This is a genomic window from Pseudovibrio sp. Ad37, assembly GCF_001623075.1.
Lineage (GTDB): Bacteria > Pseudomonadota > Alphaproteobacteria > Rhizobiales > Stappiaceae > Pseudovibrio.
In genome coordinates this window covers 1-22,202 of the sequence record NZ_LMCF01000136.1, presented here as the reverse complement: position 1 = coordinate 22,202, position 22,202 = coordinate 1, and the positions used below count along the sequence as shown (strand labels likewise).

Genomic DNA, 22,202 nt, shown 5'->3' with positions numbered 1-22,202 from the left:
CCCCATCAGAACTTCAACCTGCCGTAACTTCACAACAATATCTTCAGGTTTGGGGCGCTTGATAGCCATCTATGGTCCTCCGGTTTCCTAACTATAGGCGTGGACCACTTCAAAGGGGGAGGCTCAATATTACTGTGAATGGAAACGAGACCGTTAGGACGGAAAAAGGTTACACCGCAAATGCTAAGCTTTTGATTTTCTTGGATATGGAAAATCAGGGTGTTTACACTTAAGGCATTGATTCTTAATAATAAGAGAAGAATTAAAAGTCAGTTGCTCTACCAGCTGAGCTACAGGCTCTCGGCGTGACCGTTAGGTCGCTGCCTGTGAGGGGTCTTCTAAGGATTGCAGGGGCTTAGCGCAAGCGGTTTTTTCGATTTTCCACACAGTGCGTTTTTTATGCTTATTTACCGTTCTTATGTTGTCCAAGTGATGAGATTGCTGAAATCAGCTCAATGTAAATGTGGGTGGTGAAATGACGTTGGATTTCGCTTCCTTGTTTAACAAGGGGCTCGTTCCTCGTCGGGCAGAGTGTAGGGTGCGGTGCACAAAATGCGCCTGGGGCTATGATCTGCTCTAAGACGGGAGACCGCTGCAATCATTTCATTCATCCCTTGGTTTTTGGGGTATTATTAGTTCTCTAGGTGAAATAACGTAGAGGTGTTGCTCAAAGTGTGGCGTGATACTTCACAAAATCTGTAATACCTTAGTATACTATTTTGTGGAAGCAATCGGCAGTTTGCTGGTGTATCACCTGATTTTTGGCAGTTTTTCGTGAAATATCTGTGGGGCTTTCGCGTGTGCGAAATGCTCATATATCTAAAAATATATATTTGAATCAGTTTGTTAGGTGAATAGATATGCAGCTTGGTTGTTACCAGCAGCCTTGAGAGTTTACTGGTAATCCAAGCAATAGATGTGTACGTATTTCACCGCTTTTGGCATCTTTCATTCTGTGCCAGTGGGAAATAGGCGTGTCTGATGGTTAAAATGCCAAGATTTCCTATTCGCGATACCGTGAGTAACGGGATCGCGCAATTACAACTTAAGTGGAGGTTCGTATGAAACTTAGCAATGTTGCAGTTGGAGCTGCGTTGATTGCGGTCAGCGTTGCAACTGGAGCTTCGGCAGAAAATCGTTTTGTATCCATCGGCACCGGCGGTGTTACCGGTGTTTACTACCCAACTGGTGCAGCGATCTGTCGCCTTGTGAACAAGACCCGTAAAGAGCACGGTATCCGTTGTTCGGTAGAAGCTACTGGTGGTTCTGTTTACAATATCAACACCATTCAAAATGGTGAGTTGGAGTTCGGTGTTGCACAGTCTGACGTTCAGGCGAATGCATACGAAGGTCGCTCCGAGTGGGATGGTAAGCCTTTTGGTGAATTGCGCTCTGTTTTTTCCGTGCATCCAGAGCCAGTAACAATGCTTTCTACTAAAGGTTCCGGCATAAAAAACTATACCGACCTGAAGGGCAAAAAGCTCAATATCGGCAATGCAGGTTCCGGTCAGTATGCGACATGGCAGCTTCTCGAAAAAGAAGGCATCGTGAACAAGGCTGATCTCGCTCTGGCAACCGAACTGAAGTCTGCGGAAGCTGGTTCTGCGCTTTGTGACGGCAAAATTGATGCTTACTACTGGCTGGTTGGACACCCATCCGCATCTACTCAAGAGACAGTAGCCACCTGTGATGCGCAGCTTGTAAACGTTGAAGGTAAAGCGATCGACGATCTGGTCGACAAATACTCCTTCTACCGTAAAGCAACTATCCCAGCGGGCATGTACAACAACGCAGAAGACATCAACACCTTTGGTGTTGGCGCTACCTTCGTTTCTTCCGCTGCTGTGCCTAACGATGTTGTTTACACCATTGTGAAATCTGTCTTCGAAAACTTCGACGACTTCAAGAAACTGCACCCTGCATTCAAAAACCTGAAAGAAGAAGAGATGATCAAGGCTTCCTTGACAGCTCCTCTGCATGACGGTGCAGTGAAGTACTACAAAGAACGTGGTTGGATGTAATCTACCCAAGTTTTCTACGATGCGGGGCTGTTCTGGCCCCGCATTTTTTGGCTTTCTATGAGATTTAGTAGGTTTCTTGCTCTGCCTTTACAGCTAAGGCAAAGGGGGAACTGTATTTGGGGGTGCAAATGAGTCCAGAACGACACAAAGCGCAGGTTGATGCGCAAGAATTGGTCGCTCAGGCAGATACCGGCGCACGAAGCCTGGCCGGTGGGCTAGGCGTGATGATTGCTGCCATTGCCTTTATCTGGTCCGTCTTTCAGCTTTATGTGGCCTCGAACGTTCCATTTTGGTTGAATGATACCTTTGGCATCAATCTCATTTTCAACAATTCTGCAGTTAGAAACATTCACCTGGCATTTGGCCTGGTGCTTGCTGCTTTTGCCTACCCTCTGTTTTCCCGCAGCCCCCGACATACCATACCGTGGTACGATTGGGTGCTCGCATTTTTAGGCGCTGCGGCTTGTCTCTACCTTGTGATTATGCGCTCTGAGATCGCTAATCGCGCCGGTCTTCCAACTCAGATGGATCTGATTGTGGCCACCACAGGCCTGACTGTGCTTGCGATTGCGGTTTACCGGAGCCTTGGTCTGCCTCTCGTTATTGTTGCTGCGGTTTTTGTTGGCTATGCAATGTTTGGCAACTCTCCTTGGCTGCCAGACGTCATTCAGTGGCGCGGTGCTTCTTACGGTAAGGCCATGTGGCACTACTGGATCCAGGAGGAGGGTGTCTTTGGTGTTGCTATTGGCGTTTCGGCGTCCATGATCTTCCTGTTTGTGCTGTTTGGTTCGCTGCTGGAGAAAGCTGGCGCGGGTAACTACTTTATCAAGGCCGCGTTTGCGCTTCTTGGGCATTTGCGTGGTGGTCCTGCAAAAGCGGCGGTTCTTGCCTCTGCGATGAGTGGTCTTTATTCAGGCTCTTCCATTGCGAATGTTGTGACCACTGGTACGTTCACCATTCCATTGATGAAGCGAACTGGCTTTCCTGCTGAAAAAGCGGGTGCTGTTGAAGTGGCTTCTTCAGTGAATGGTCAGCTGATGCCGCCAGTGATGGGGGCTGCAGCCTTCCTGATCGCCGAATTCACTGGCACCAGTTATCATCAGGTTGTTATTCACGCCTTCATTCCAGCCGTGATTTCTTACATCGCACTGGTGTACATCGTGCATCTTGAAGCGTTGAAGATGAACCTGAAAGGTCTGCCTAAGCCTCCGGTTCATGTAACCATGTTGCAGCGCCTGATTGGTGTTTTGACAGGCTTTATCGGTATCACACTTGTGGGTGCAGCTGTGTATTACGGTCTGGGCTGGACGAAGACTGCGTTCCCGGCGCTCACGTTCCCTGTTGTGCTTGCGTTGTTTGCTGCTGGCTATTTGTGGTTGGTGTATATCGCCGCGCAGGTTCCAGACCTTGAGGTGGACGATCCTAATGCGCCGGTGAGTGAGTTGCCTGCTGCTGGCGATGTTGGCCGTACCGGTTACTACTTCATCCTGCCGATCGTTGTTCTGATCTGGTGTATTCTCGTCGAGCGGTTCTCACCGTCCCTGTCTGCGTTTTACGCAACTATGGCGATGACCTTTATCGTTGTGACACAGCATCAGCTGAAAGCGTTCTTCCGTAAAGAGTCTCAGGCCGGCCGCACATGGCAGGGTATTGTAGACTTCGTTGAAGGCATGATCGGCGGCGCTCGCAACATGATCGGTATTGCAGTTGCAACAGCTGCTGCGGGTATCATCGTGGGGACGGTGTCGTTGACCGGCATGCACCAGATGATTGCTGCATTGGTTGAGTTCCTGTCTGGCGGTAACCTGTTGCTGATGCTGGTGCTGGTTGCGGTGATGAGTTTGATCCTTGGTATGGGGCTACCAACCACGGCGAACTACCTTGTTGTGTCTTCATTGATGGCGTTGGTTGTTGTGGACCTTGGTGAGCAGACCGGATTTATTGTTCCGCTGATCGCAGTTCACTTTTTCGTCTTCTACTTCGGTATTATGGCGGATGTGACGCCTCCGGTGGGGCTAGCCGCCTTTGCGGCAGCTGCGATCAGTCGTGGTGATCCGATCAAGACCGGTGTTCAGGGCTTCATTTATTCTTTGCGTACTGCAGCCCTCCCGTTCCTGTTCATCTTCAACACGGATCTTCTGCTGATTGATGTTGAGCCACTTCAGGCTGTCTTCGTCTTTATCGTCTCTGTGGTGGCGATGATGTTGTTTGCTGCGGCAACGCAAGGGTACTTCTTTGCGCGCTCCCGTCTGTGGGAATCCGTAGCGCTGCTTCTCATTGCGTTTACGCTGTTCCGTCCGGGCTTCTGGCTCGATCAGGTGCAGGATCCATACGTAACTGCTACAGGTCCGCAAATCATGGAGATGATTGGTGAAGCTCAGCCGGGTGATATGGTGCGTCTTAACCTCGCAGGTCCGGATTTTGATGACATGGATAAAATCCTGACACTGACATTGCCTCTATCAATTGGCGAGGAGCAGGGGGCTGACGCACGACTTGATGCATCTGGTCTGGTTACCATGCAGGATGATGGAGCTGTGGTGCTTGATGAACCATTCCCAGGCACGACATTTGCTGAAAAACTGCAGGGCTTTGACTTTTACGGAGATGTTCCGGTTGTGATCGTAAGCTCTCAGGTGGATGCAGAACGACTGCCAAAACAGTTGTTCTATATTCCGGCTTTGCTTCTGCTGTTGCTGGTTGTTGCACTTCAACGTCGACGCCAAACACAGCCCGCTTTTTAAGCGGGCTGTGCCATAAAACTATAATTTTTGAGGAGTTGGGAAATGTACTCCAATATCTTGCTGCCTTTGGATTTGAACGAAGAAAGCAGCTGGAAAACTGCGCTTCCCGTGGCTGTTGATCTGGCTCGTCATTACAAAGCTCAGCTTCATGTAGTGACGGTACTGCCGGACTTTGGCAAATCTATCGTTGGTGGTTATTTCGCTCGCGAGTTTGAAACTGAGGCTTTGGAGCGTACGCGTGAGGCTCTTGAAGAGTTTCTTGATACGCAGCTTCCTGATGAGGAGCTGGATGTGAAAGGGCATATTGCCCACGGAACGATCTATGAAGAGATCACAAGCGCAGCGGATAAGCTGGGCACTGATCTGATTGTTTTGTCCTCGCATCGTCCTGAGCTGAAAGACTTCCTGCTTGGACCGAATGCGGCGCGTGTCGTACGCCATGCCAACCAGTCTGTTCTGGTTGTACGTGACAACTAAAGGTCACAGTTGATATTTGTGGTCGACGGTAGGTAGCTGTTCTTACCTACCGTTCACCAAAATGTGTCGCAGATTTTCTTGCCTGTTTGACGAAACACATCCAACTTTCAGCAAAATTGTATATATAAGCCTTGGTGATCTATTGATGGACTATGATGTCGTCACGCTTCCGTGCGTGCAAACGTCAGGTCATGTGGATGCATTCCAAGTGGAATTAGGATAGCTATATGTTGCAAGACATCACCCTTTGGGGCGCTTTTTTCGCAGGCATTTTGTCTTTTGTTTCTCCCTGCGTATTGCCGCTGGTGCCGCCTTATCTTGGGTATATTGCTGGTTTGTCCATCGAAGAGGTGACGAGCGAAGATAAGAGCGCTGCACAAAGCAATCGGGTTATGGTTGCCGCAATGTGTTTCGTTGCCGGTTTCTCAACCGTGTTTGTGTTGCTTGGTGCAAGTGCTTCATTCCTTGGTCAGTTTGTTCTGCAGTATTCGCAGTATCTTGCCTATCTTGCTGGCGGTATGATCATTATTATGGGCCTGCATTTTCTTGGCGCCTTTAAAATTGGGTTCCTTTACCGCGAAGCGCGTGTGCAGATTGACCGTCAGCCGGGTGGTTTTGGCGGCGCTTATCTGATGGGGCTTGCTTTTGGTTTTGGCTGGACACCGTGCATCGGCCCAGTTCTGGCAAGTATTCTCTTGATTGCCGGTACGCAGGCCTCGGTTAATCAGGGTGTTATTCTGCTCGCTGCCTATGCGCTGGGTATTGGTGTGCCGTTCATGATTGCTGCGATGTTTGCGGGGCCGTTTATGGGCTTCATGGCGCGCTTTCGTAAGCACATGGGGATGGTTGAAAAGGTGATGGGTGCGTTTCTCGTGCTCACCGGTGTTGGTTTCCTGACCGGTTACATTCAGGCATTTTCCTTCTGGCTGCTCGAAACGTTCCCGGTCTTTTCGCAGATCGGCTAATGGACGCTCCAGATTTTGAGATGAAAAAAGCAGGCTCTAAGGCCTGCTTTTTTGTGCTTGGTGTATTGCTTCAGTTTCTAAGCGCTGGCTTTTCGCCGGAATAAGCTTGCTGGCAAGGTTGCCAACAAGAGACCTGCCATGATTGGGATGAAGCCCAGATAATGGAACGCCTGGAGTTGCTCTCCCAAGAACAGGACTGCCATGCCGACACCATATGGTGTCATCAGGTACATGAACATGCCAGCGATCGATGGCCCAACCAGTCGGATGCTGAACTGGTAAGTCAGGAAAGAGGCCACTGAAGCGATTAGCGCGACGCCTGCGATAGACATCCAGACTTCACCTGTATCCGGTATAGAGGCTGTGATGGCCATTTCAACGACTGCGAATGGCGCTAGGATGATGGTTCCAAGAATGGCGAGAATTGCAAACAAAGGAGCTGTAGAGATTGCTTGTAACTGGCTTTTCTTGATGAGTACGGAGTAAATTGCCCAACTCAGCGTACACAAGGCAAACAACAAGTCACCGCTGTTTAGTTGCAAGTTGAGCAGGTTGCCGAGCGAACCTTTGGTCACAATCACAAAGACACCGATGATAGCGAGTGAGATCCCGGCGAACTCCCTTATGGCTACTGCTCGCCCTCTGAAAAGCCATTCAAGCGCTAGAATAAGGGCAGGGGCAGCTGAGTAAATCAATGTTCCGTTGGTCGCCGATGTTTCTTTTAGAGCCAGATAGACAATAGCTCCGCAGATCCACATTGCGAGGAATGCCATGAAGCTGAGGAGCTTCAGATTTTTGCGGATCAGTGGCATGTTGGCTTTGAGTTCACGGTATGTGAATGGCAGAAGAATAAGTGAGGCAAGGCCCCATCTAAAAAAAGCAAGGGTCCACGGCTCTGAATGGGCAATGGCTGGTTTGGCAATTATTATGTTGGAGCTCATGAAAATGGGCATGAGAAACAACAGGGCGTATGTTGAGGCCCAATTTGAGCTCGAAGATGAATGAGACACGCGTGGTATTCCGAAAAGACTTGCAAGGCACGGAGATACGCTCACGTCATTGCTGACAAGCGCCTCAATGCTTAGGTGCTAAAAGATGAAAGCAATTTATTGGAAAATGGTTGGCAAGCAATTGACTTTTTCTCGCGCCAGTCTTGCGCACACAACAGCGGTGTCTGCAGCGTTGTAAAACGGGCCGGCTGTCAGCGTGTATTTTGTAGAGCCGTCTACTTTTGCAGCAGAAACGCGTTTCTTCAAGCTTCCTAGCAGGAGAGGATTGTCTTCCTTCAGCCTTTGCCACTTGCCCTTGAGTGATTTTGCGTCTTCGAAATTGCCCAGTTCAATGGCAAAGGACGTGCGCAGAATTCTTCGAGTCCCTGACTGGCGAAGTTTGCCTGCTGCCGGTGTTTTTTGAAACTCAGGTAGATCGAGAGCCGATGCCCTCTCAGGAATGGAGGCGACTGTCTCTGGATTAGAAGCTTTTGGTAAAGCGATGGCGGTACGTGTACCGACTTCGGAGAGCTTGAGTTCTGGCAGAGAACTTGCTGTAGTGATTGGTGCTGAAGCTTGCAAGAATTCAGGTGCTGGCAGGGTTTCTATTGGTGTCGCCGGTTTTTGCTTCGGCTTAATCGCGGTTATGGTTGATGCCGCGGGGACTTCAGCTTCTGATGTTTTGTGCGCTGCAGCTTCATCAAGCGCCTTAACATGACCTGATAGTCTGCGGTTTTGCTCTGTGAGACGCAGCACAGAACGGCGTAAAGATATGATTTCTTCCCTCACAGCATGCAATTCTTTTGAGTTTTGCAGGTTCTGTTGTGATTCGTTTCCGCGGGTATTTTCATACACTTGGAACGCGTTTTGCGCTGTTTGACTGCCAATAGAGGCGGTTGTGGTAACCGGCCCGGGAGCGGGGAGAGGGAGTGTGATCTGCGAATAAAGTGCCTGTTGGGAGGTGAATTTGCCAGGCATCTGCACTGCGGATGCGGCGAGGGCGACAAACGAGAGCGCAGCAATACCCCATGCAAGAACGGTAATGCGTTCTCGCAGTACTTTCGGTTCCTGTCGTAACTCGTTGATTTTATGAGGAAGTCTCAAAGCTTCCAGTCGCCTCGTACTCGAATCTAATCCTAACTACATATATTTTTATGGTTAACAAAATGTAAGCGTAATCTGAGGGATGTGCATTAAACAATATCAGCTACTTCTAATGAGTGTGTTGATTTTCCTGGTGAAAGCTCTGGGATGTTCTTTGAAATGCCAAAGCACTCGTGCAATTTGCCTGTCAGTTTGTAATTCTAGGTTCCCAAGGGGTTTGCATGTCCAATAGTTCTTGTTTGGCAATTGTTCTGGCTGCTGGATTAGGAACGCGTATGCGTTCGGCCTTGCCAAAGGTGATGCACGAAATTGGCGGATTGCCACTTGTCGGACATGTCCTGAATTCTGTTATGCATGCTGGTGCTGATAAAGTCGCTGTTGTGGTTGGCCCAGAGATGGCGAAGCTGGAAGAGCATGTCGCCCTGCGCGCTCCACACGCGACCTGTCATGTTCAGGTTGACCGACTGGGCACTGCGCATGCTGTGAAAGCTGCCAAGGAGGCTTATAACGACGCCTCTGATCATGTTCTTGTTCTTTTTGGAGATACTCCGCTTGTGAAGGCTGACACGCTGCACCGTTTGCGCGAGCGCCTATCTGGCGGGGCGGATGTTGTTGTGCTCGGCTTTGAAGCTGAGAACCCATTCGGTTATGGTCGCTTGCTTGAAAGTGATGGTGAGCTTGTTGCGATCCGTGAGGAAAAAGAAGCAACAGATGAGGAACGTAGAGTCACTCTTTGTAATGCGGGTATCATGGCGTTCAAGGGCAAGGCTCTGCCTGATTTGATTGCTGAAATCAAAAACGACAATGCTAAGGGTGAGTACTATCTGACGGATGCTGTCGAGGTTGCGCGCAACAAAGGGATGAAGGTTGTTTCTGAACTTGCTGACGAGAAGGAAGTTCAGGGTATCAATAACCGGGCCCAACTTGCATCCTGTGAAGCTGTGTTCCAGCAGGTCCAACGCGAGACTTTCATGGAAAACGGTGTGACATTGCGCGCGCCAGAGACAGTTTATTTCTCATTTGATACCGAGATTGAGCCGGATGTTATTGTGGAGCCGAATGTGGTGTTTGGCCCGGGTGTACATGTTGATGGTGGAGCTCGTATCCGTGCGTTTTCTCATCTAGAGAATGCGCATGTGAGTGCTGATGCGACTGTTGGTCCTTATGCCCGGCTGCGTCCTGGTGCTGAGATTGGCGAGGGGGCTCATATTGGCAACTTTGTCGAGATCAAGAACGCAAAGGTTGAGGCTGGTGCAAAGGTCAATCATCTTTCCTACATTGGTGATGCGCGCATCGGTGCAAAATCTAATATTGGAGCGGGTACAATCACCTGTAATTATGATGGTTATCTGAAACATCACACAGATATCGGTGCAGGCAGTTTTGTTGGCTCAGACAGCGTGCTTGTTGCCCCGGTTAAGCTGGGTGATGGCGCCTTTGTTGCTGCCGGATCTGTGGTGACCTCTGATGTGCCAGCGGACGCATTGGCGATTGGTCGAGGCCAGCAGGTCAACAAAGAAGGCCGTGCTGCTGTAATGCGTGAAAAGCTTGCCGCGGCTAAAGCTTCAAGAAAGTGCTGAGTAATATTGATGCACATTGCTGAGGTTGGCGGTGTGCATATTTAATTATCCTCAGGCTGTAACGAAACGAAACACGGATTGATTTCCCTCGCATAGGAGCATCAGGCTAAAAGTTCGGCCGAATTGAGATGCTCGCATTGGTTGCGAGGTGGGGATTTAAGGAGAACGCATATGTGCGGTATTGTCGGAATTTTGGGGCAGACACCTGTTGCACCATTGCTGGTAGATGCGCTGAAACGGCTTGAGTATCGCGGATATGACTCTGCTGGTATTGCAACTGTCCAAAATGGTGAGTTGGTTCGCCGCCGTGCGAAAGGGAAACTGCGCAATCTGGAAGCTGTGCTGGAAGGCAACCCTCTTGGCGGCGTGAGTGGCATTGGCCACACCCGTTGGGCGACGCATGGTGCTCCAACTGTTGAGAATGCACATCCACACGCTTCTGACGGTGTGATGGTGGTTCACAACGGTATTATCGAGAACTTCCTCGAGTTGTGTGAAGAGGTGCGTAAGGCGGGAGAGAAGCTTTCCACTGAAACGGATTCTGAAGTTGTTGCGCATCTCATTTCACTGGAAGTGAAAAGCGGAAAGTCTCCACAGGATGCTGTTGCTGCCGTTCTTGGCCGCCTGAAAGGTGCCTTTTCGCTCGCAATTCTGTTCGCTGATCAGGATGATCTGATGATTGGTGCACGCCGCGGCTCGCCGCTTGCTGTTGGGTATGGTGAGGGCGAAATGTTCCTCGGCTCTGACGCAATTGCGCTGTCTCCTTTTACTGACCGCATCAGTTATCTTGAAGAGGGTGACTGGGTTGTTGTGACACGCGCTGGCGCACAGATCTTTGATGAAAACAATGTTGTTGCCGAGCGGGCTGTTCACACATCCAGTGTGAGTTCTACCATGATGGACAAGGGCAACTACCGTCACTTCATGGCAAAAGAAATTCATGAACAACCAGAAGTGTTAGGTCATGCAATTTCGCAGTACCTGAAGTTCAATGAGGGTAAAGTCACTCTGCCTGAGGGGAATGATTTTGATTTCTCCAAAATTAATCGGCTTGTGATTTCCGCATGCGGTACTGCATATTACGCGGGTCTGACTGCAAAGTATTGGTTTGAGAAGTATGCTCGCCTTCCGGTAGACATCGATATCGCTTCGGAGTTCCGTTATCGCGAAATGCCTCTGGGCGAAGGTGATCTGGCGCTGTTTATTTCTCAGTCCGGTGAAACGGCAGATACCCTTGCATCGCTGCGCTACTGTAAAGAGCAGGGCATGACCATCGGCGCTGTGGTGAACGTGCCAGAAAGCACGATTGCGCGTGAATCCGATCTGGTGTTTCCGATCTTTGCTGGGCCGGAAATTGGCGTTGCGTCTACGAAAGCCTTCACCTGTCAGCTGGCTGTTCTTGCCAGTCTTGCTGTTCTTGCTGGTCGTCAGCGTGGAAACTTGAGTGAAGATCAGGAAAAAGAGCTGGTTGGTGCACTTTCTGAGCTACCTGCACACGCGATGCAGGCGTTGAAACTGGAGCCTCAGATCGAAAAGCTGGCACCGTGGATGTCCAAGAAGCACCATGCGCTGTTCCTTGGCCGTGGCACGAGCTTCCCGTTGGCACTGGAAGGGGCTTTGAAGCTGAAAGAGCTTTCCTACATTCATGCAGAAGGCTATGCAGCAGGCGAGCTAAAGCACGGCCCGATTGCGCTGATTGATGAGAATATGCCGGTTTTGGTTGTCGCGCCATTCGATGGTGTTTACGAAAAGACTGTTTCCAACATGCAGGAAGTGGCAGCTCGTGGCGGCGAGATTGCACTGTTCACAGATGAAAAAGGCGCCGAGGCTGCAGGTGTTGCTGCTGACCAGATGATCATTCTGCCAGAACTTCCTGAAATCGTTGCACCACTCATCTACGCTCTGCCACTGCAAATGCTGTCCTACCACACCGCTGTCTTCATGGGCACAGACGTAGACCAGCCACGTAACCTGGCGAAATCCGTTACGGTTGAATAGTTGCTCAGAAAAACTTATGGTTTTTTGTAGGAGAGTAATAAAGTGCCATACTCAGTAATAAAGATTCATACTGAGGAATATAGTATCATACTGACGAGGGCTTAGCTGTAGCGAACTGCAAACATAATTGGTTTGAACTGCAATCATCTGGATTTCTCGACCAAATTAATTGCGTCTATCCTGGTGCTCAAAACCGAATTATCTGCGAACGAAACCACATTGTGTGCGACGCGACTGCAATCATCCGTGTCAAACTACATTACGTGTGAATGGGGCGTTCAGGAAACGCAGGTTTGTCATACGGTGACAGAACCAATCTGGCGGGATTGAAACTGCAAGAAAGTTTTGTCTGTTTACTGCATCTGGAAAACATCGTATGGAATTAAGTGGTTGAGATGATTATTCAGACGGTTTTCCATGCTTATTGGCGATGCACGCGTATCGACCGAGGATCAGAGCCTTGCCTTGCAGTATGATGCATTGCGCGCGGCAGGCTGCGAGCGGGTTTTCGACGACAAGATAAGCGGTGCCAAAAGCGAGCGACCCGGTCTGATCAAAGCTCTGGAACAGCTTCGAGATGGTGATACGCTTGTTGTCTGGCGACTGGACCGAATGGGGCGGTCTCTGAAAGATCTGATTGCCCGCGCAGAAGAACTGAAGGAAATGGGTGTTGGCTTGAAAAGCCTTCAGGAATCCATCGATACCACTTCGAACGGTGGTCAGCTCATCTTCCATATGTTCGGCGCGTTGGCAGAATTTGAACGCAACCTGATCCGGGAACGCACACAAGCTGGCCTGACGGCTGCACGGGCACGCGGGCGCAAGGGTGGCCGAAAGAAAGTACTGGATAGCAAGAAACGAGCTCATGCCGTCCAGCTTTATCATTCTCGCGAACACACGATCCCGGAGATCTGCAACCTGATGGGGATCTCGCGTGCGACACTCTATGCGTATGTGGATGAGTTTTCCGATGGCAAATAGAGGCATCCGTATACCTGTCGAGACGTTGCTGGCGCTGAGAACTCGGCTGGCAGGCCTGCCGCCACGATCCGCAGCACGGCGGGAAGAAATTGGCCGGATCGCAGACCTCTTTGATGTCAGCCCATCCACCGTGTACCGCGCCCTGAAATCGTTACGCCAACCGAAAGGCCTTCGTCGAGCAGACCGTGGCAAGCCGCGCGGCCTCGCAGAAAAGGACATGGTACGGTATTGCGAGATCATTGCCGCGCTGAAAGTGCGAACGAGCAACAAGAAGGGCCGTCATCTCTCGACCAACCGGGCCATTGAGCTTTTGGAAGAATACGGGGTGGAAACTCCAGCTGGCCATGTACACCCGACGAAGGGTTTGCTTAGGCCAACGACAGTCAACCGATGGCTGCGGTCATGGGGATATGATCGGCCACGTATGACCCGGGCGACACCTGCCGTTCGGTTTGAAGCCCGCCACTCCAATGCCTGCTGGCAGTTCGACATCAGCCCATCAGAACTGAAGCATATTGCACAACCGATCTGGGTGGACCCGAAGCGTGGCCAACCAACGATGATGCTTTACAGCGTCGTGGATGATCGTTCCGGCACCTCTTATCAGGAATACCGTTGCGTCTATGGCGAGGACGCGGAAAGCGCGTTGCGTTTTTTATTCAATGCTATGGCCCCCAAGGAAGAATCTGAATTCCAAGGTATTCCCGAGATGATCTATCTCGATAATGGGCCGGTCGCGAAAAGCCTGGTGTTCCAGACAGTGATGGAGCGACTTGGCGTGGACTGGAAAACCCACATGCCTGCCGGGTCTGATGGTGCCCGCGTCACCGCTCGATCAAAGGGGAAGGTAGAGCGTCCATTCCGAACCGTGAAGGAAGCCCATGAAACGCTGTATCACTTCCATAAGCCTGAAACTGAGGCTGAGGCTAATCTCTGGCTGAGTAACTTCATCAGCAAATACAATGACAAGCCTCACCGTCGGGAACCACACAGCCGGATCGAGGACTGGATTGCCAATCTTTCGGAAACTGGCATTCGTGAAATGTGTTCTTGGGAACGCTTCTGTGCCTTTGCCCGCGAACCGGAACGCCGCAAGGTTGCTTCCGATGCACGTGTGTCGATTGACGGAACATTCTATGAGGTTGATGGCGATCTGGCTGGTGAAGAGGTGCTGCTGTGGTGGGGGATGTTCGACCACGAGTTATTCGTGGAATGGAATGACAAGCGCTACGGCCCTTATCGACCCCAAGGTGGACCAATTCCTTTGCATCGGTATCGTAAGCGTAAGCCATCACCCCGAGAAAAGCGTGCTGATGCGGTAGCAAAGTTGGCTGAACAGATCAGTCTGCCGCGTGCGGCTCTTGGCAGCACGGGTTTTGAGGCCACCCTGTCTGAGGTTCTGCCTCTCCCAAAGGTCAAATTCGCCGATCCGGACCCATGGGGCCAGATAGCCTATGAAAACGAACTCAGTGCACGGCGGGGCATTTCCTATTTGCTGGATAAACCTCTGGCGGAACTTTCATCGGATAACCGCACTTTCGTCGGCGAGCTGGTTGGACGGACACTGAACAAGGTTGAGATTGAAGCGGCCATCAAAGAGCGCTTCCGGCGCGGGAAATAAGAAGAGGGGGCAAGCAGGTGTTAAACAGACAGATCATGCAGCATTTCAACATCGAACGGGTGTGGAGCCAGGCCGGGTATTTTGAAACCGAGCGGTTGGTCCAATTCCGTGAGGATGTGATGGCCGCCATCATGGCCGGAGACCTAATCGCTATTTCCGGCCCTGTGGGTGTTGGCAAGACCGTGATGACCAACCGTCTTCAGGATCAGATCACCTCTGACAAGAAGATTATCGTCGCACGCAGCCTGTCGGTCGACAAGCCGCGCGTCGTTCTACCCGCCCTAATTACCGCATTGTTCCTCGACATCACCGGCGATCCGGACATGAAAGTGCCCACCCAGCCAGAACGCCGGGAAAGGCTGCTTCAGGAAGCCGTGCGAAAGGCCAAGAAACCAATCGCGCTCTTTATCGACGAGGCCCACGATCTGCACGGCCATACGCTGAACGGGTTGAAACGGCTTCGAGAGGTCATTAGCGCAGGCGGTGGTTCGCTGTCCGTTGTTCTTGTCGGTCATCCTCGGCTACAGAACGACCTGCGCCGCGCGACGATGGAAGAGATCGGGCATCGCACCACCAAGTTCGAGTTCAGCAGCATTGGTGATGAACGCCGCGAATTTGTGTCCTGGCTTCTAGAGAAATGCCTTGCCGACGGCATTGATCCAGCTGATGTCTTTGAAGACGCAGCGCAGGAGTATTTGGCCGAACGCCTGTCCACACCTTTACAATTTGCCGAGCACTTGAACCGGGCCTTCACCGATGCGTATCGCATGGGTGCAGATCAGGTTACACGCGACATTGTCGAGGATACCATCTCGGTCGGCTTCGATGATCTCGATGCCCGACTGTCCCGGATCGGCTACACCCCCAAGGCATTGGCCGATCTCACCGATACCCGCCTCCCCGAAATCCGGAGATTCCTCAAAGGGCAGTTGGACACGGACAGAACGGACGAGCTTTCCACCCTCATGCGTAGAGCGGGGCTACCGATATGAGGCGTGTGATTGTCGCAATCCTGATGACGTTGATTTGTAGCACCGCTCAGGCAGAAGAATACAATGTCGGCGTGCGCCGCATCATGACAGAGTTTGTAGGTGCCGAGGTGCCGGTTCGAGTTTTCTATCCGACGCGTGAAACCGCGACCGAGACGAGATTTGGACCGTGGGAACTGTCGGCTGCTAAGAATGCGGTACTTGCATCAGGCCCGTTTCCATTGATCGCAATCTCACATGGCCTTAGTGGGAACGACTGGAACCACCATCTATTGGCAGGTCGCCTAGTGAAAGCTGGCTTTGTTGTTGCAGCGGTTCGACACCCTGATGATCTTCTGCGCGTTGGACACCCTGAGATCGCCGTCCTCAGACCTCGTGAATTGACCGCGGCAATAGATGCCGTTCTGGTAGACAGTCGCTTTGGTCTAATAGTCGATGCAGAGAGAATAGGCGCATTCGGGTTTTCTTTGGGCGGGTTCACAGTTCTTGCCGCTGCCGGGGGGCGCATCGAATACGATAAAATTGCCCAGCATTGTTCGAACGCCGAGAATGATCCAGAATTTTGTGTTGGCGAAGAGGGTGGTAAGCCTTTGCCAATGTGGTTACGAGCGCGCCGCTTGGTTTATTCAATCCCTCAAGTAGACCTGAAGGAGGATGTGCTCGATTCACGAATTGATGCCGTCGTTGCGGCTGCACCAGTTGGCTTGCTGTTCAACGATATGTCCCGCGTTCGAATGCCTGTGTTGTTGTACAGAGCGGGTTCAGATCAGTCTCTTCGCGCGCCGTACCACGCCGAGAACGTTCACAAACTTCTCCCTGCCCCGCACCAATACAGGGTGATAGAAAATCTACATCACTATGCATTTCTGTCACCTTTTCCCGACAGCATTGCCGCTGAAGTGGGTGAGCCAGCACAAGACCCAAGCGGATTTGATAGGGAGATGTTTCTTGATGAAATCAACGGCGAGATCGTTGATTTCTTCCGCGAAAGTCTCGTTCGCAAATAATGTCGTTTGACCCAGATAATTGCAGTCGCGTCGCACACAATGTGGTTACGTTCGCAGATAATTCGGTTTTGAACACCAAGATAGACGCAATTAATTTGGTCGAAAAATCACGATGATTGCAGTTCAAACCAATTATGTTTGCAGTTCGCTACACGTATGGCGAGGGTGGTCGTTTTTACTAGACTTAGAACTACTACGAGCAGCATGGCCTATTTGGGCTATGGGAGCCTCTTTAGGGGCTTTTCTAGCTCTGCACCTAGTTTCCCCTACCGATGGCAAGAACTCACCTCAAGAAGCTTTAGAAGCTCTTGAACGCGCGCGCGACGCGCTACGTGAACGACTTAAATACAGTGAAGGTGAACTCGTCACCTCAGAAATGAAATTGGATGCGGCCATCCGCGACGCAAATGATCGAGAAGAAGAATATCAACGAAAGGCGCAGAATGCAGCGGATCAGATCAGGCGACAAAAAGGGTTGATTGACCGGCATCGGAAAAAGAAAAAGAAAAAGCCAGAGCCGACTTTGAGATAGCCCCTGCTCATATTTGATGAGGCGGAAATCCGATGATCCGTGGCCCAAAACATCGGCAGCTTGCAGAGCTGTAATCTGCACTAACCGGCAATGTCCGGGACTTCTAAACCAGAAGACAAGCTGTAAACACAGCTTAGTACAAACCAAAAGGACTATTACATGACACACATGAAAATAATCAGGGACAGATCACCCTAGCAAAAAAGATCTAAAAAGCTCACCGGAGAGTTAAAACCGGAAAGGGAGAGAGTCAGACCTTTTAAAACACAGTGGCCAGCCGGGTAATTGCTGCTTCCCGCGCCTTCATAGGCTGCCAATACTAACAGTAAACGTTTTTTCGGATGGTGGTGATGTCGACTATTAAAATTATATTTACGTGCTGGCAGGCATGGCTACTCTTGTCCGCTATTTGTCTTTTTTTAAACGCCTGGTGGAGCGCCTTTGTTTTGGCTGTTGTCGCCTATTTAGCAGCGATAGCACGCCATTACATGATCAACGGCATCTCAATGGCAAAGGCAGAACCCGAAAAATTAATGGAATACAATCCCACACATGACCATCAACGTGCTGAATGGTTGTCCGGCAACAGAAATATAGCAATCGATCCGGCAGCAGTACATAATCCTGACTTACATTGAGTTGAGATCCCGACCCTCCTTACCGCAAGGTCGGGACGTTCGTTTAATTCCCTTGCATCTCAAATGGTTTCGCAACACCGTAGTATTTAACCAACGGTCTAATGGCCTGCTCCATCACTTCCGGGTTGTCAGCGGCACTGTCCAAGATCTCTTTAACCTTCCCCCGATAGGGCGAGCTTTTCCCCCACTCCTCATCAAGCGCAACCCCTGCATGCTCTGCCTGTTCTGGCAGGTCTAATACCCTTGCGGAAAAATAGTCTGCTGTGGCAGGCGACAATCCAAACCGTTCTTGCATTGAGAATGAGACAAATCCCATATTCCCGGCTGTATTGCCGCTGGTATCTTTCAAACCAATCTCCTCTAAGAAACCTTTTTGGGCTGACTTAACCGTATCATATGCCCTCTCCGGCAGGCTTCTTTGATCATTCCACGTTAATATCTCTCGCATCGCCTGCAACTCCTGCTGATTATCTACTGCATTATCTTGAGCGTGTGCCTGAGTGTTAGCTGTGTTTGTGCCATGCTCAGTACTGATTTCCTGAGGCACATTGGCCGTATTCATTTCACCATTAGTCCACGTCATGGTTTCAAGAGCGGGTCTTTTTTCGTTCGGATAGACCTTGCGGTGAGTTGAAAGGCTCTGCGGTTCTTCAAAACTAGTCGCGTTGAGCTGACCCAGACCACCAATTCCGCTATATCGGTTGGCATCCCCTATCCCTTGCAGGTTCGCACCTGCAGCTTGTCCAATTATACCCGTTACATCATTTGGATTATTCTGCGTAAGAGCTATCAAATTGGCTGCTGCCTGCGCTACATCAGGCTGCATGTTCATGCCGTTTATGTAACGATTTGTGGTTTGCGCCGCTTGTTGCCGCACGGCATTTGGCGCATAGCGCATCTGCTCTGATAGGCTGGATTCAAGCCCTTGTTTGACAAGTTCTGCGCCGAGCACATTTGCAGGCACTTTCCATGAAAGCCCAATATTTTTGCTAGCCTGGTCCAGTTGAGTGAACTGCTGGCTTGCCTTGGTTGCTTCGCGAGTCGACTGAACAATTTGCTCAGAACTGTTAAATCCCCAAGCGTCGCTCAGCTCCGAACTGGAACTTTGCGAGAACCCTTTCTGCAAGTCTTTTGTCAGAGCATTTTGCCGTGCCTCGTTAAAACCGATGGACTTGCCAAACTTTTGGGCCAGCTGCATGCCTTTGCTAGCTGTAGCGAACTGCAAACATAATTGGTTTGAACTGCAACGCAGAAAACTCTGATCAGTGAGAGGTGGCGGCTAGCGTCGAGGGCCAGGAGCGGTCATTCGAGTGCTTCTATCTGGGGTTGAGATCGTTCGCAACGGAGGATTTCGAGTACCGCTGAAAGGTTTAGAGAGTGGTTATGAGAAGTCACCAGCGCCTTAGGACTATTCTCGGAGAGCGAATAAGTCTCATAACGATAAGCTATTCTATTCCCGCGCAGCAACAACCAATGATATTAGCTTTTCAAACTCGCGCCGAGCGATAAAGCGATGCTCGATGCAATATTCAGTTTCGCGGGCGGCGGGTTTGCGGCATGAGAGAATAAGCTGCATTATCGCCTCTTCTCCAGTCATTTTTTCACTACGGGTCAGGGGTATAAATCGCTTCAGGAACTCGGTGGAGTCTGACTGGTGGATGATGACCGTATTCCATTTGGGGATCACTATGAGTGCCTGATTTCCCAGCCCCCACGCCCAGAAAGTCCCCTCAGGCAGACCAGTGTCTTCTGCGGGTATCCACCACAGATATCCATGCCCGTTTCGCAGTCCACCAAAGCCTGTTTCAGTGAAATCGGTCGTAATGAGGTCTATCCAGTTTTCAGCAAGAATGCGTTGTCCGCCAGCTGCTCCGCGATTGAGGTAGAGACTACCAACTCTTGCCAGATCACGCGCAGACATTTTGAACATTGCTGCCCTATGTTCGGACTGCTGAGGATCAAAAGTGTATGACACGGCGGAGCGATCAAAGTCTTGCATCCCGACAGGTTGTGCGATCCCGATATCGAACAGCTCTGCAATCTCGGAGCCTGTCGCCTTCTCAAAGACTGTCGTCAGCGCGTTATAGTCCCAGTTGTTGTAAGCCCAGATGGTGCCCGGCTGGTTTTCTGTGTGGCCCAAACGCCTGTCTATGTCCGCTTGCATGCTACCTGATGCGGCTGCAGGGTGGTTAATACCTGAAACACTTCGCAGTAAATGGCGCACGGTTGTTTGTCGTTGCAACTGCGTTAGCGGAACCGGGGCATCATCAATGCCCAGTTCCAGCAGCGTCGCCTCCAGGCGCAGTTCGTTTGTGTGCGAAGCCAGTTGCTGACCAACCAGAGCGCTCAGAAGCGATTTTCTTATCGAATGAACACTGTAGGACTTTGAAAGATCACCGAATGCGCCAACTCTTTGACCATTGGTGACGATCATGAAGCTGTCAGTGCTCAAACCAGCAGCGTAGTTAAAAACTGCATCCAACCTCTTTGGGTCCCAACCCAAATCCTCGATCTTAGCGGTGTCAAGTCGGGTTATGTTCAGATTTCGGATGGGCCGTTCCTGACGTCCTAGTCCACGTTCTCCAGTCTCTATGAGATAGGTCAGCACGGATGCAGCAACCAGTACAACGGCTAGCGCGACTAACAGGTAACGGCGTTTCATGATAAATATACACCCCAATATTTAGTCCTTGAAAATCAATTTCCTGCCACCTACAAGACATGTCCCCGTGCTCCAAGGCCTGCAAATGATACCGACGTTGCGATGAAATCACTTAGGGTGGTACCACAGTCACAGTTGCGAGTATAACATGTTTCTCTTGGTAGATAGCATTGCTAAGAACAAGAAGTATCGTTGGCAATCTGGACATATGAACGGGATAGGCAAAAATTTTGCCGTGATCCGTGGCAAGCGCGATGACCTCAGGGCAACAGCCATAACTGGAGTGTCGGGCCAACTGCGGACATTGGAGAGGTTCTATCAAGGGTCGAGTATGAATACCGCAAAGAATTTAGTGTGAGTTTTCTAAACCCATCTTTATTAGTCCATTGCAATCAATCGATTTGCATATCCGTGGGCGTCGGGGATCAGCAATAATAATGTCTAAACAACGAAGCTCGTTCACATCATTGTTTAGACACTCGAAGTTAGTGGCTCCCTGAGAGGACCCTATTGCCCCTCCCTGCATGTTCAAAATTCCGTTTCATATCAGCAAGCATACGGCGTTTCTCAAGAGCTCGTTGTTGGTTCTGATTAAGTAGCTCACTATTACTAGTTATAGCTTTAATCATGCTCTTGTAATATAACCGACTTTCTTCATCTAAGGCATATCCGAGATATTTATTTTTCAACTGGTTCATAGAACAGGTTTGCAAAACCAAGTTGTCGGACTTCATTAGGTCTTCCAAAAATGCGATACGATTTTCTGAGTTAGGGATCTCAAGAAGTAGATGTCTAGCAAGATATCTAGCTAGCTCACTATTACTCTTTAAAAGTCTTCGGAATGCGGGAGACAATTGAGGGTTGGCCATCAAATCTCCTAAAACGCGAGCAAAGGAGTTCGGTGCAGCAAATTTAAAATCTCGCCTCGCTTTTTCGGGATCGATTTCAACTAACGGATTAAAGTAAAGGATACCGGAACGGAAAACGACCGCTTTCGAACAAAGTAAATCTTTTTTTGCTGCCAAGCTCATGACAAAAAGCTCTGAAGATTCAATTGCCTTTTGCATATGGAGTAGTTTTTCATTTCCATCTAAGTTCGAGCTATGCTTAATCATCTGGAAATAAGATTTCATGGCAACGTACCACTTAGACTCCAGGGCTTTCACAGCAGCACGCTCTGTAATTCCTCTGCCACGATCAACTTGAAGAAGATCTCTATTGCGTGCATGTTTCAATGTTTCAGGGGTTTGCTTTGCAGAAGACGTATCTCTCAAGGTACTCTCATAATGCTCATTATCGTCTTCAGAGTCTTCAACTAAAACACTCTCCCATCTTTCTTGAAGATCAATACCTTCACTTGCATATGAGGTTTTGATCTCTAGCTCGAGTTCACTTAAACGACTATGCACGCTATTAAGTAAACGTCCATTATCTACACCTTCCAACTCGCCATAAAATACCAACTCTTTATAGTTTGAGTAAAAGGCCGCATCAGAAGTGATGTAATCGAACAAAACAATATTATTATTCATCTCTTTAGCGACAAAATACGTAAAAAGGTAATCAGCTCTAAAGGTTATCTTCTCATATTGAATGATCAATATTCCCTTCTGAGTAAACTCCTCAAGAAGATCCGCAGGCAGATCGAGCAGCTTATCATCAGAGTAATTACGACAAATCTCCAGCCATTCCTCCTCTGCTACAGCATACTTTGTGTGCAAAGAAAAATATCCAGCAAGGTAGGAGAGGAAACTAACTTTATCGCTGTGAGCCTCCCCCTTTGAAGTGGTCCACGCCTATAGTTAGGAAACCGGAGGACCATAGATGGCTATCAAGCGCCCCAAACCTGAAGATATTGTTGTGAAGTTACGGCAGGTTGAAGTTCTGATGGGGC

The 22,202-nt window shown here is 50.0% G+C and carries 17 protein-coding genes; 12 read left to right on the top strand and 5 right to left on the bottom strand.

Annotated features, from left to right (window positions below):
* Positions 1-1,061: 1,061 nt before the first annotated feature.
* The 4 genes from PsAD37_RS18010 to PsAD37_RS17995 all read left to right on the top strand — a co-directional run bounded on the left by PsAD37_RS18010 (position 1,062) and on the right by PsAD37_RS17995 (position 6,207).
* Positions 1,062-2,021: a TAXI family TRAP transporter solute-binding subunit gene (locus PsAD37_RS18010; RefSeq protein ID WP_063297338.1), complete on the top strand. Its 960-nt coding sequence runs from the start codon at positions 1,062-1,064 to the stop codon at positions 2,019-2,021.
* Between the two features lie 128 nt (positions 2,022-2,149).
* A complete protein-coding gene (locus tag PsAD37_RS18005; protein WP_063297337.1) occupies positions 2,150-4,765 on the top strand; it encodes a TRAP transporter permease in 2,616 nt (871 codons plus the stop codon).
* A gap of 42 nt (positions 4,766-4,807) precedes the next feature.
* Positions 4,808-5,242 carry a universal stress protein gene (locus PsAD37_RS18000; RefSeq protein WP_057462369.1) on the top strand — a complete coding sequence of 145 codons (435 nt, stop codon included), beginning with the start codon at positions 4,808-4,810 and terminating at the stop codon, positions 5,240-5,242.
* 227 nt (positions 5,243-5,469) lie between these two features.
* Positions 5,470-6,207: a cytochrome c biogenesis CcdA family protein gene (locus tag PsAD37_RS17995; protein WP_057462368.1), complete on the top strand. Its 738-nt coding sequence runs from the start codon at positions 5,470-5,472 to the stop codon at positions 6,205-6,207.
* Between the two features lie 77 nt (positions 6,208-6,284).
* On the opposite strand, the gene PsAD37_RS17990 is transcribed toward PsAD37_RS17995, so the two are convergent.
* Together PsAD37_RS17990 and PsAD37_RS17985 are read right to left on the bottom strand one after the other, a co-directional pair.
* A complete protein-coding gene (locus PsAD37_RS17990) occupies positions 6,285-7,217 on the bottom strand; it encodes a DMT family transporter (RefSeq protein ID WP_275078336.1) in 933 nt (310 codons plus the stop codon).
* Between the two features lie 96 nt (positions 7,218-7,313).
* The gene (locus PsAD37_RS17985; RefSeq protein WP_208991947.1) at positions 7,314-8,300 is read right to left on the bottom strand and encodes an SPOR domain-containing protein; all 987 of its coding nucleotides are present in this window, start codon (positions 8,298-8,300) and stop codon (positions 7,314-7,316) included.
* 221 nt (positions 8,301-8,521) lie between these two features.
* Between PsAD37_RS17985 and glmU the strand changes: the two genes are divergently transcribed.
* The 8 genes from glmU to PsAD37_RS17945 all read left to right on the top strand — a co-directional run bounded on the left by glmU (position 8,522) and on the right by PsAD37_RS17945 (position 17,646).
* Positions 8,522-9,880, top strand: coding sequence for a bifunctional UDP-N-acetylglucosamine diphosphorylase/glucosamine-1-phosphate N-acetyltransferase GlmU (gene glmU / locus PsAD37_RS17980; protein ID WP_063297335.1), 1,359 nt, complete (start codon positions 8,522-8,524; stop codon positions 9,878-9,880).
* A gap of 171 nt (positions 9,881-10,051) precedes the next feature.
* A complete protein-coding gene (gene glmS, locus PsAD37_RS17975; RefSeq protein WP_063297334.1) occupies positions 10,052-11,878 on the top strand; it encodes a glutamine--fructose-6-phosphate transaminase (isomerizing) in 1,827 nt (608 codons plus the stop codon).
* A 417-nt stretch (positions 11,879-12,295) separates the two neighbouring features.
* Positions 12,296-12,859 (top strand): recombinase family protein, encoded by a 564-nt coding sequence (locus PsAD37_RS17970; protein ID WP_063297333.1) that lies wholly within the window; start codon positions 12,296-12,298, stop codon positions 12,857-12,859.
* 10 nt (positions 12,860-12,869) lie between these two features.
* The gene (locus PsAD37_RS17965) at positions 12,870-14,480 is read left to right on the top strand and encodes a DDE-type integrase/transposase/recombinase (protein WP_084407936.1); all 1,611 of its coding nucleotides are present in this window, start codon (positions 12,870-12,872) and stop codon (positions 14,478-14,480) included.
* A gap of 17 nt (positions 14,481-14,497) precedes the next feature.
* Positions 14,498-15,472 carry an ExeA family protein gene (locus tag PsAD37_RS17960; protein ID WP_206600088.1) on the top strand — a complete coding sequence of 325 codons (975 nt, stop codon included), beginning with the start codon at positions 14,498-14,500 and terminating at the stop codon, positions 15,470-15,472.
* A complete protein-coding gene (locus tag PsAD37_RS17955) occupies positions 15,469-16,476 on the top strand; it encodes a hypothetical protein (RefSeq protein WP_063297331.1) in 1,008 nt (335 codons plus the stop codon). The genes PsAD37_RS17960 and PsAD37_RS17955 overlap by 4 nt, the downstream gene beginning before the upstream one ends.
* A gap of 112 nt (positions 16,477-16,588) precedes the next feature.
* Positions 16,589-17,008, top strand: a complete 420-nt coding sequence (locus tag PsAD37_RS17950) for a hypothetical protein (RefSeq protein ID WP_063297330.1) — start codon at positions 16,589-16,591, stop codon at positions 17,006-17,008.
* 350 nt (positions 17,009-17,358) lie between these two features.
* Positions 17,359-17,646, top strand: coding sequence for a hypothetical protein (locus tag PsAD37_RS17945; RefSeq protein ID WP_063297329.1), 288 nt, complete (start codon positions 17,359-17,361; stop codon positions 17,644-17,646).
* A 43-nt stretch (positions 17,647-17,689) separates the two neighbouring features.
* Here PsAD37_RS17945 and PsAD37_RS17940 read toward each other — a convergent pair whose 3' ends face one another.
* The 3 genes from PsAD37_RS17940 to PsAD37_RS17925 all read right to left on the bottom strand — a co-directional run bounded on the left by PsAD37_RS17940 (position 17,690) and on the right by PsAD37_RS17925 (position 22,029).
* Entirely contained in the window at positions 17,690-18,844 is a 1,155-nt protein-coding gene (locus tag PsAD37_RS17940) for a hypothetical protein (protein ID WP_153039796.1), read from the bottom strand.
* Between the two features lie 252 nt (positions 18,845-19,096).
* The gene (locus PsAD37_RS17935) at positions 19,097-20,308 is read right to left on the bottom strand and encodes a serine hydrolase (RefSeq protein ID WP_063297327.1); all 1,212 of its coding nucleotides are present in this window, start codon (positions 20,306-20,308) and stop codon (positions 19,097-19,099) included.
* Between the two features lie 485 nt (positions 20,309-20,793).
* Complete coding sequence (locus PsAD37_RS17925; RefSeq protein WP_063297325.1) at positions 20,794-22,029, bottom strand: hypothetical protein; 1,236 nt, start codon at positions 22,027-22,029, stop codon at positions 20,794-20,796.
* Positions 22,030-22,202 lie beyond the last annotated feature (173 nt).

Excerpts from the sequence above, each read along its gene's own strand:
- PsAD37_RS18010 (WP_063297338.1), top strand. The coding sequence starts at position 1,062 with ATGAAACTTAGCAATGTTGCAGTTGGAGCTGCGTTGATTGCGGTCAGC.
- PsAD37_RS18005 (WP_063297337.1), top strand. The coding sequence starts at position 2,150 with ATGAGTCCAGAACGACACAAAGCGCAGGTTGATGCGCAAGAATTGGTC.
- PsAD37_RS18000 (WP_057462369.1), top strand. The coding sequence starts at position 4,808 with ATGTACTCCAATATCTTGCTGCCTTTGGATTTGAACGAAGAAAGCAGC.
- PsAD37_RS17995 (WP_057462368.1), top strand. The coding sequence starts at position 5,470 with ATGTTGCAAGACATCACCCTTTGGGGCGCTTTTTTCGCAGGCATTTTG.
- glmU (WP_063297335.1), top strand. The coding sequence starts at position 8,522 with ATGTCCAATAGTTCTTGTTTGGCAATTGTTCTGGCTGCTGGATTAGGA.
- glmS (WP_063297334.1), top strand. The coding sequence starts at position 10,052 with ATGTGCGGTATTGTCGGAATTTTGGGGCAGACACCTGTTGCACCATTG.
- PsAD37_RS17970 (WP_063297333.1), top strand. The coding sequence starts at position 12,296 with ATGCTTATTGGCGATGCACGCGTATCGACCGAGGATCAGAGCCTTGCC.
- PsAD37_RS17955 (WP_063297331.1), top strand. The coding sequence starts at position 15,469 with ATGAGGCGTGTGATTGTCGCAATCCTGATGACGTTGATTTGTAGCACC.
- PsAD37_RS17950 (WP_063297330.1), top strand. The coding sequence starts at position 16,589 with ATGATTGCAGTTCAAACCAATTATGTTTGCAGTTCGCTACACGTATGG.
- PsAD37_RS17945 (WP_063297329.1), top strand. The coding sequence starts at position 17,359 with ATGTCGACTATTAAAATTATATTTACGTGCTGGCAGGCATGGCTACTC.
- PsAD37_RS17940 (WP_153039796.1), bottom strand. The coding sequence starts at position 18,844 with ATGCAGCTGGCCCAAAAGTTTGGCAAGTCCATCGGTTTTAACGAGGCA.
- PsAD37_RS17935 (WP_063297327.1), bottom strand. The coding sequence starts at position 20,308 with ATGAAACGCCGTTACCTGTTAGTCGCGCTAGCCGTTGTACTGGTTGCT.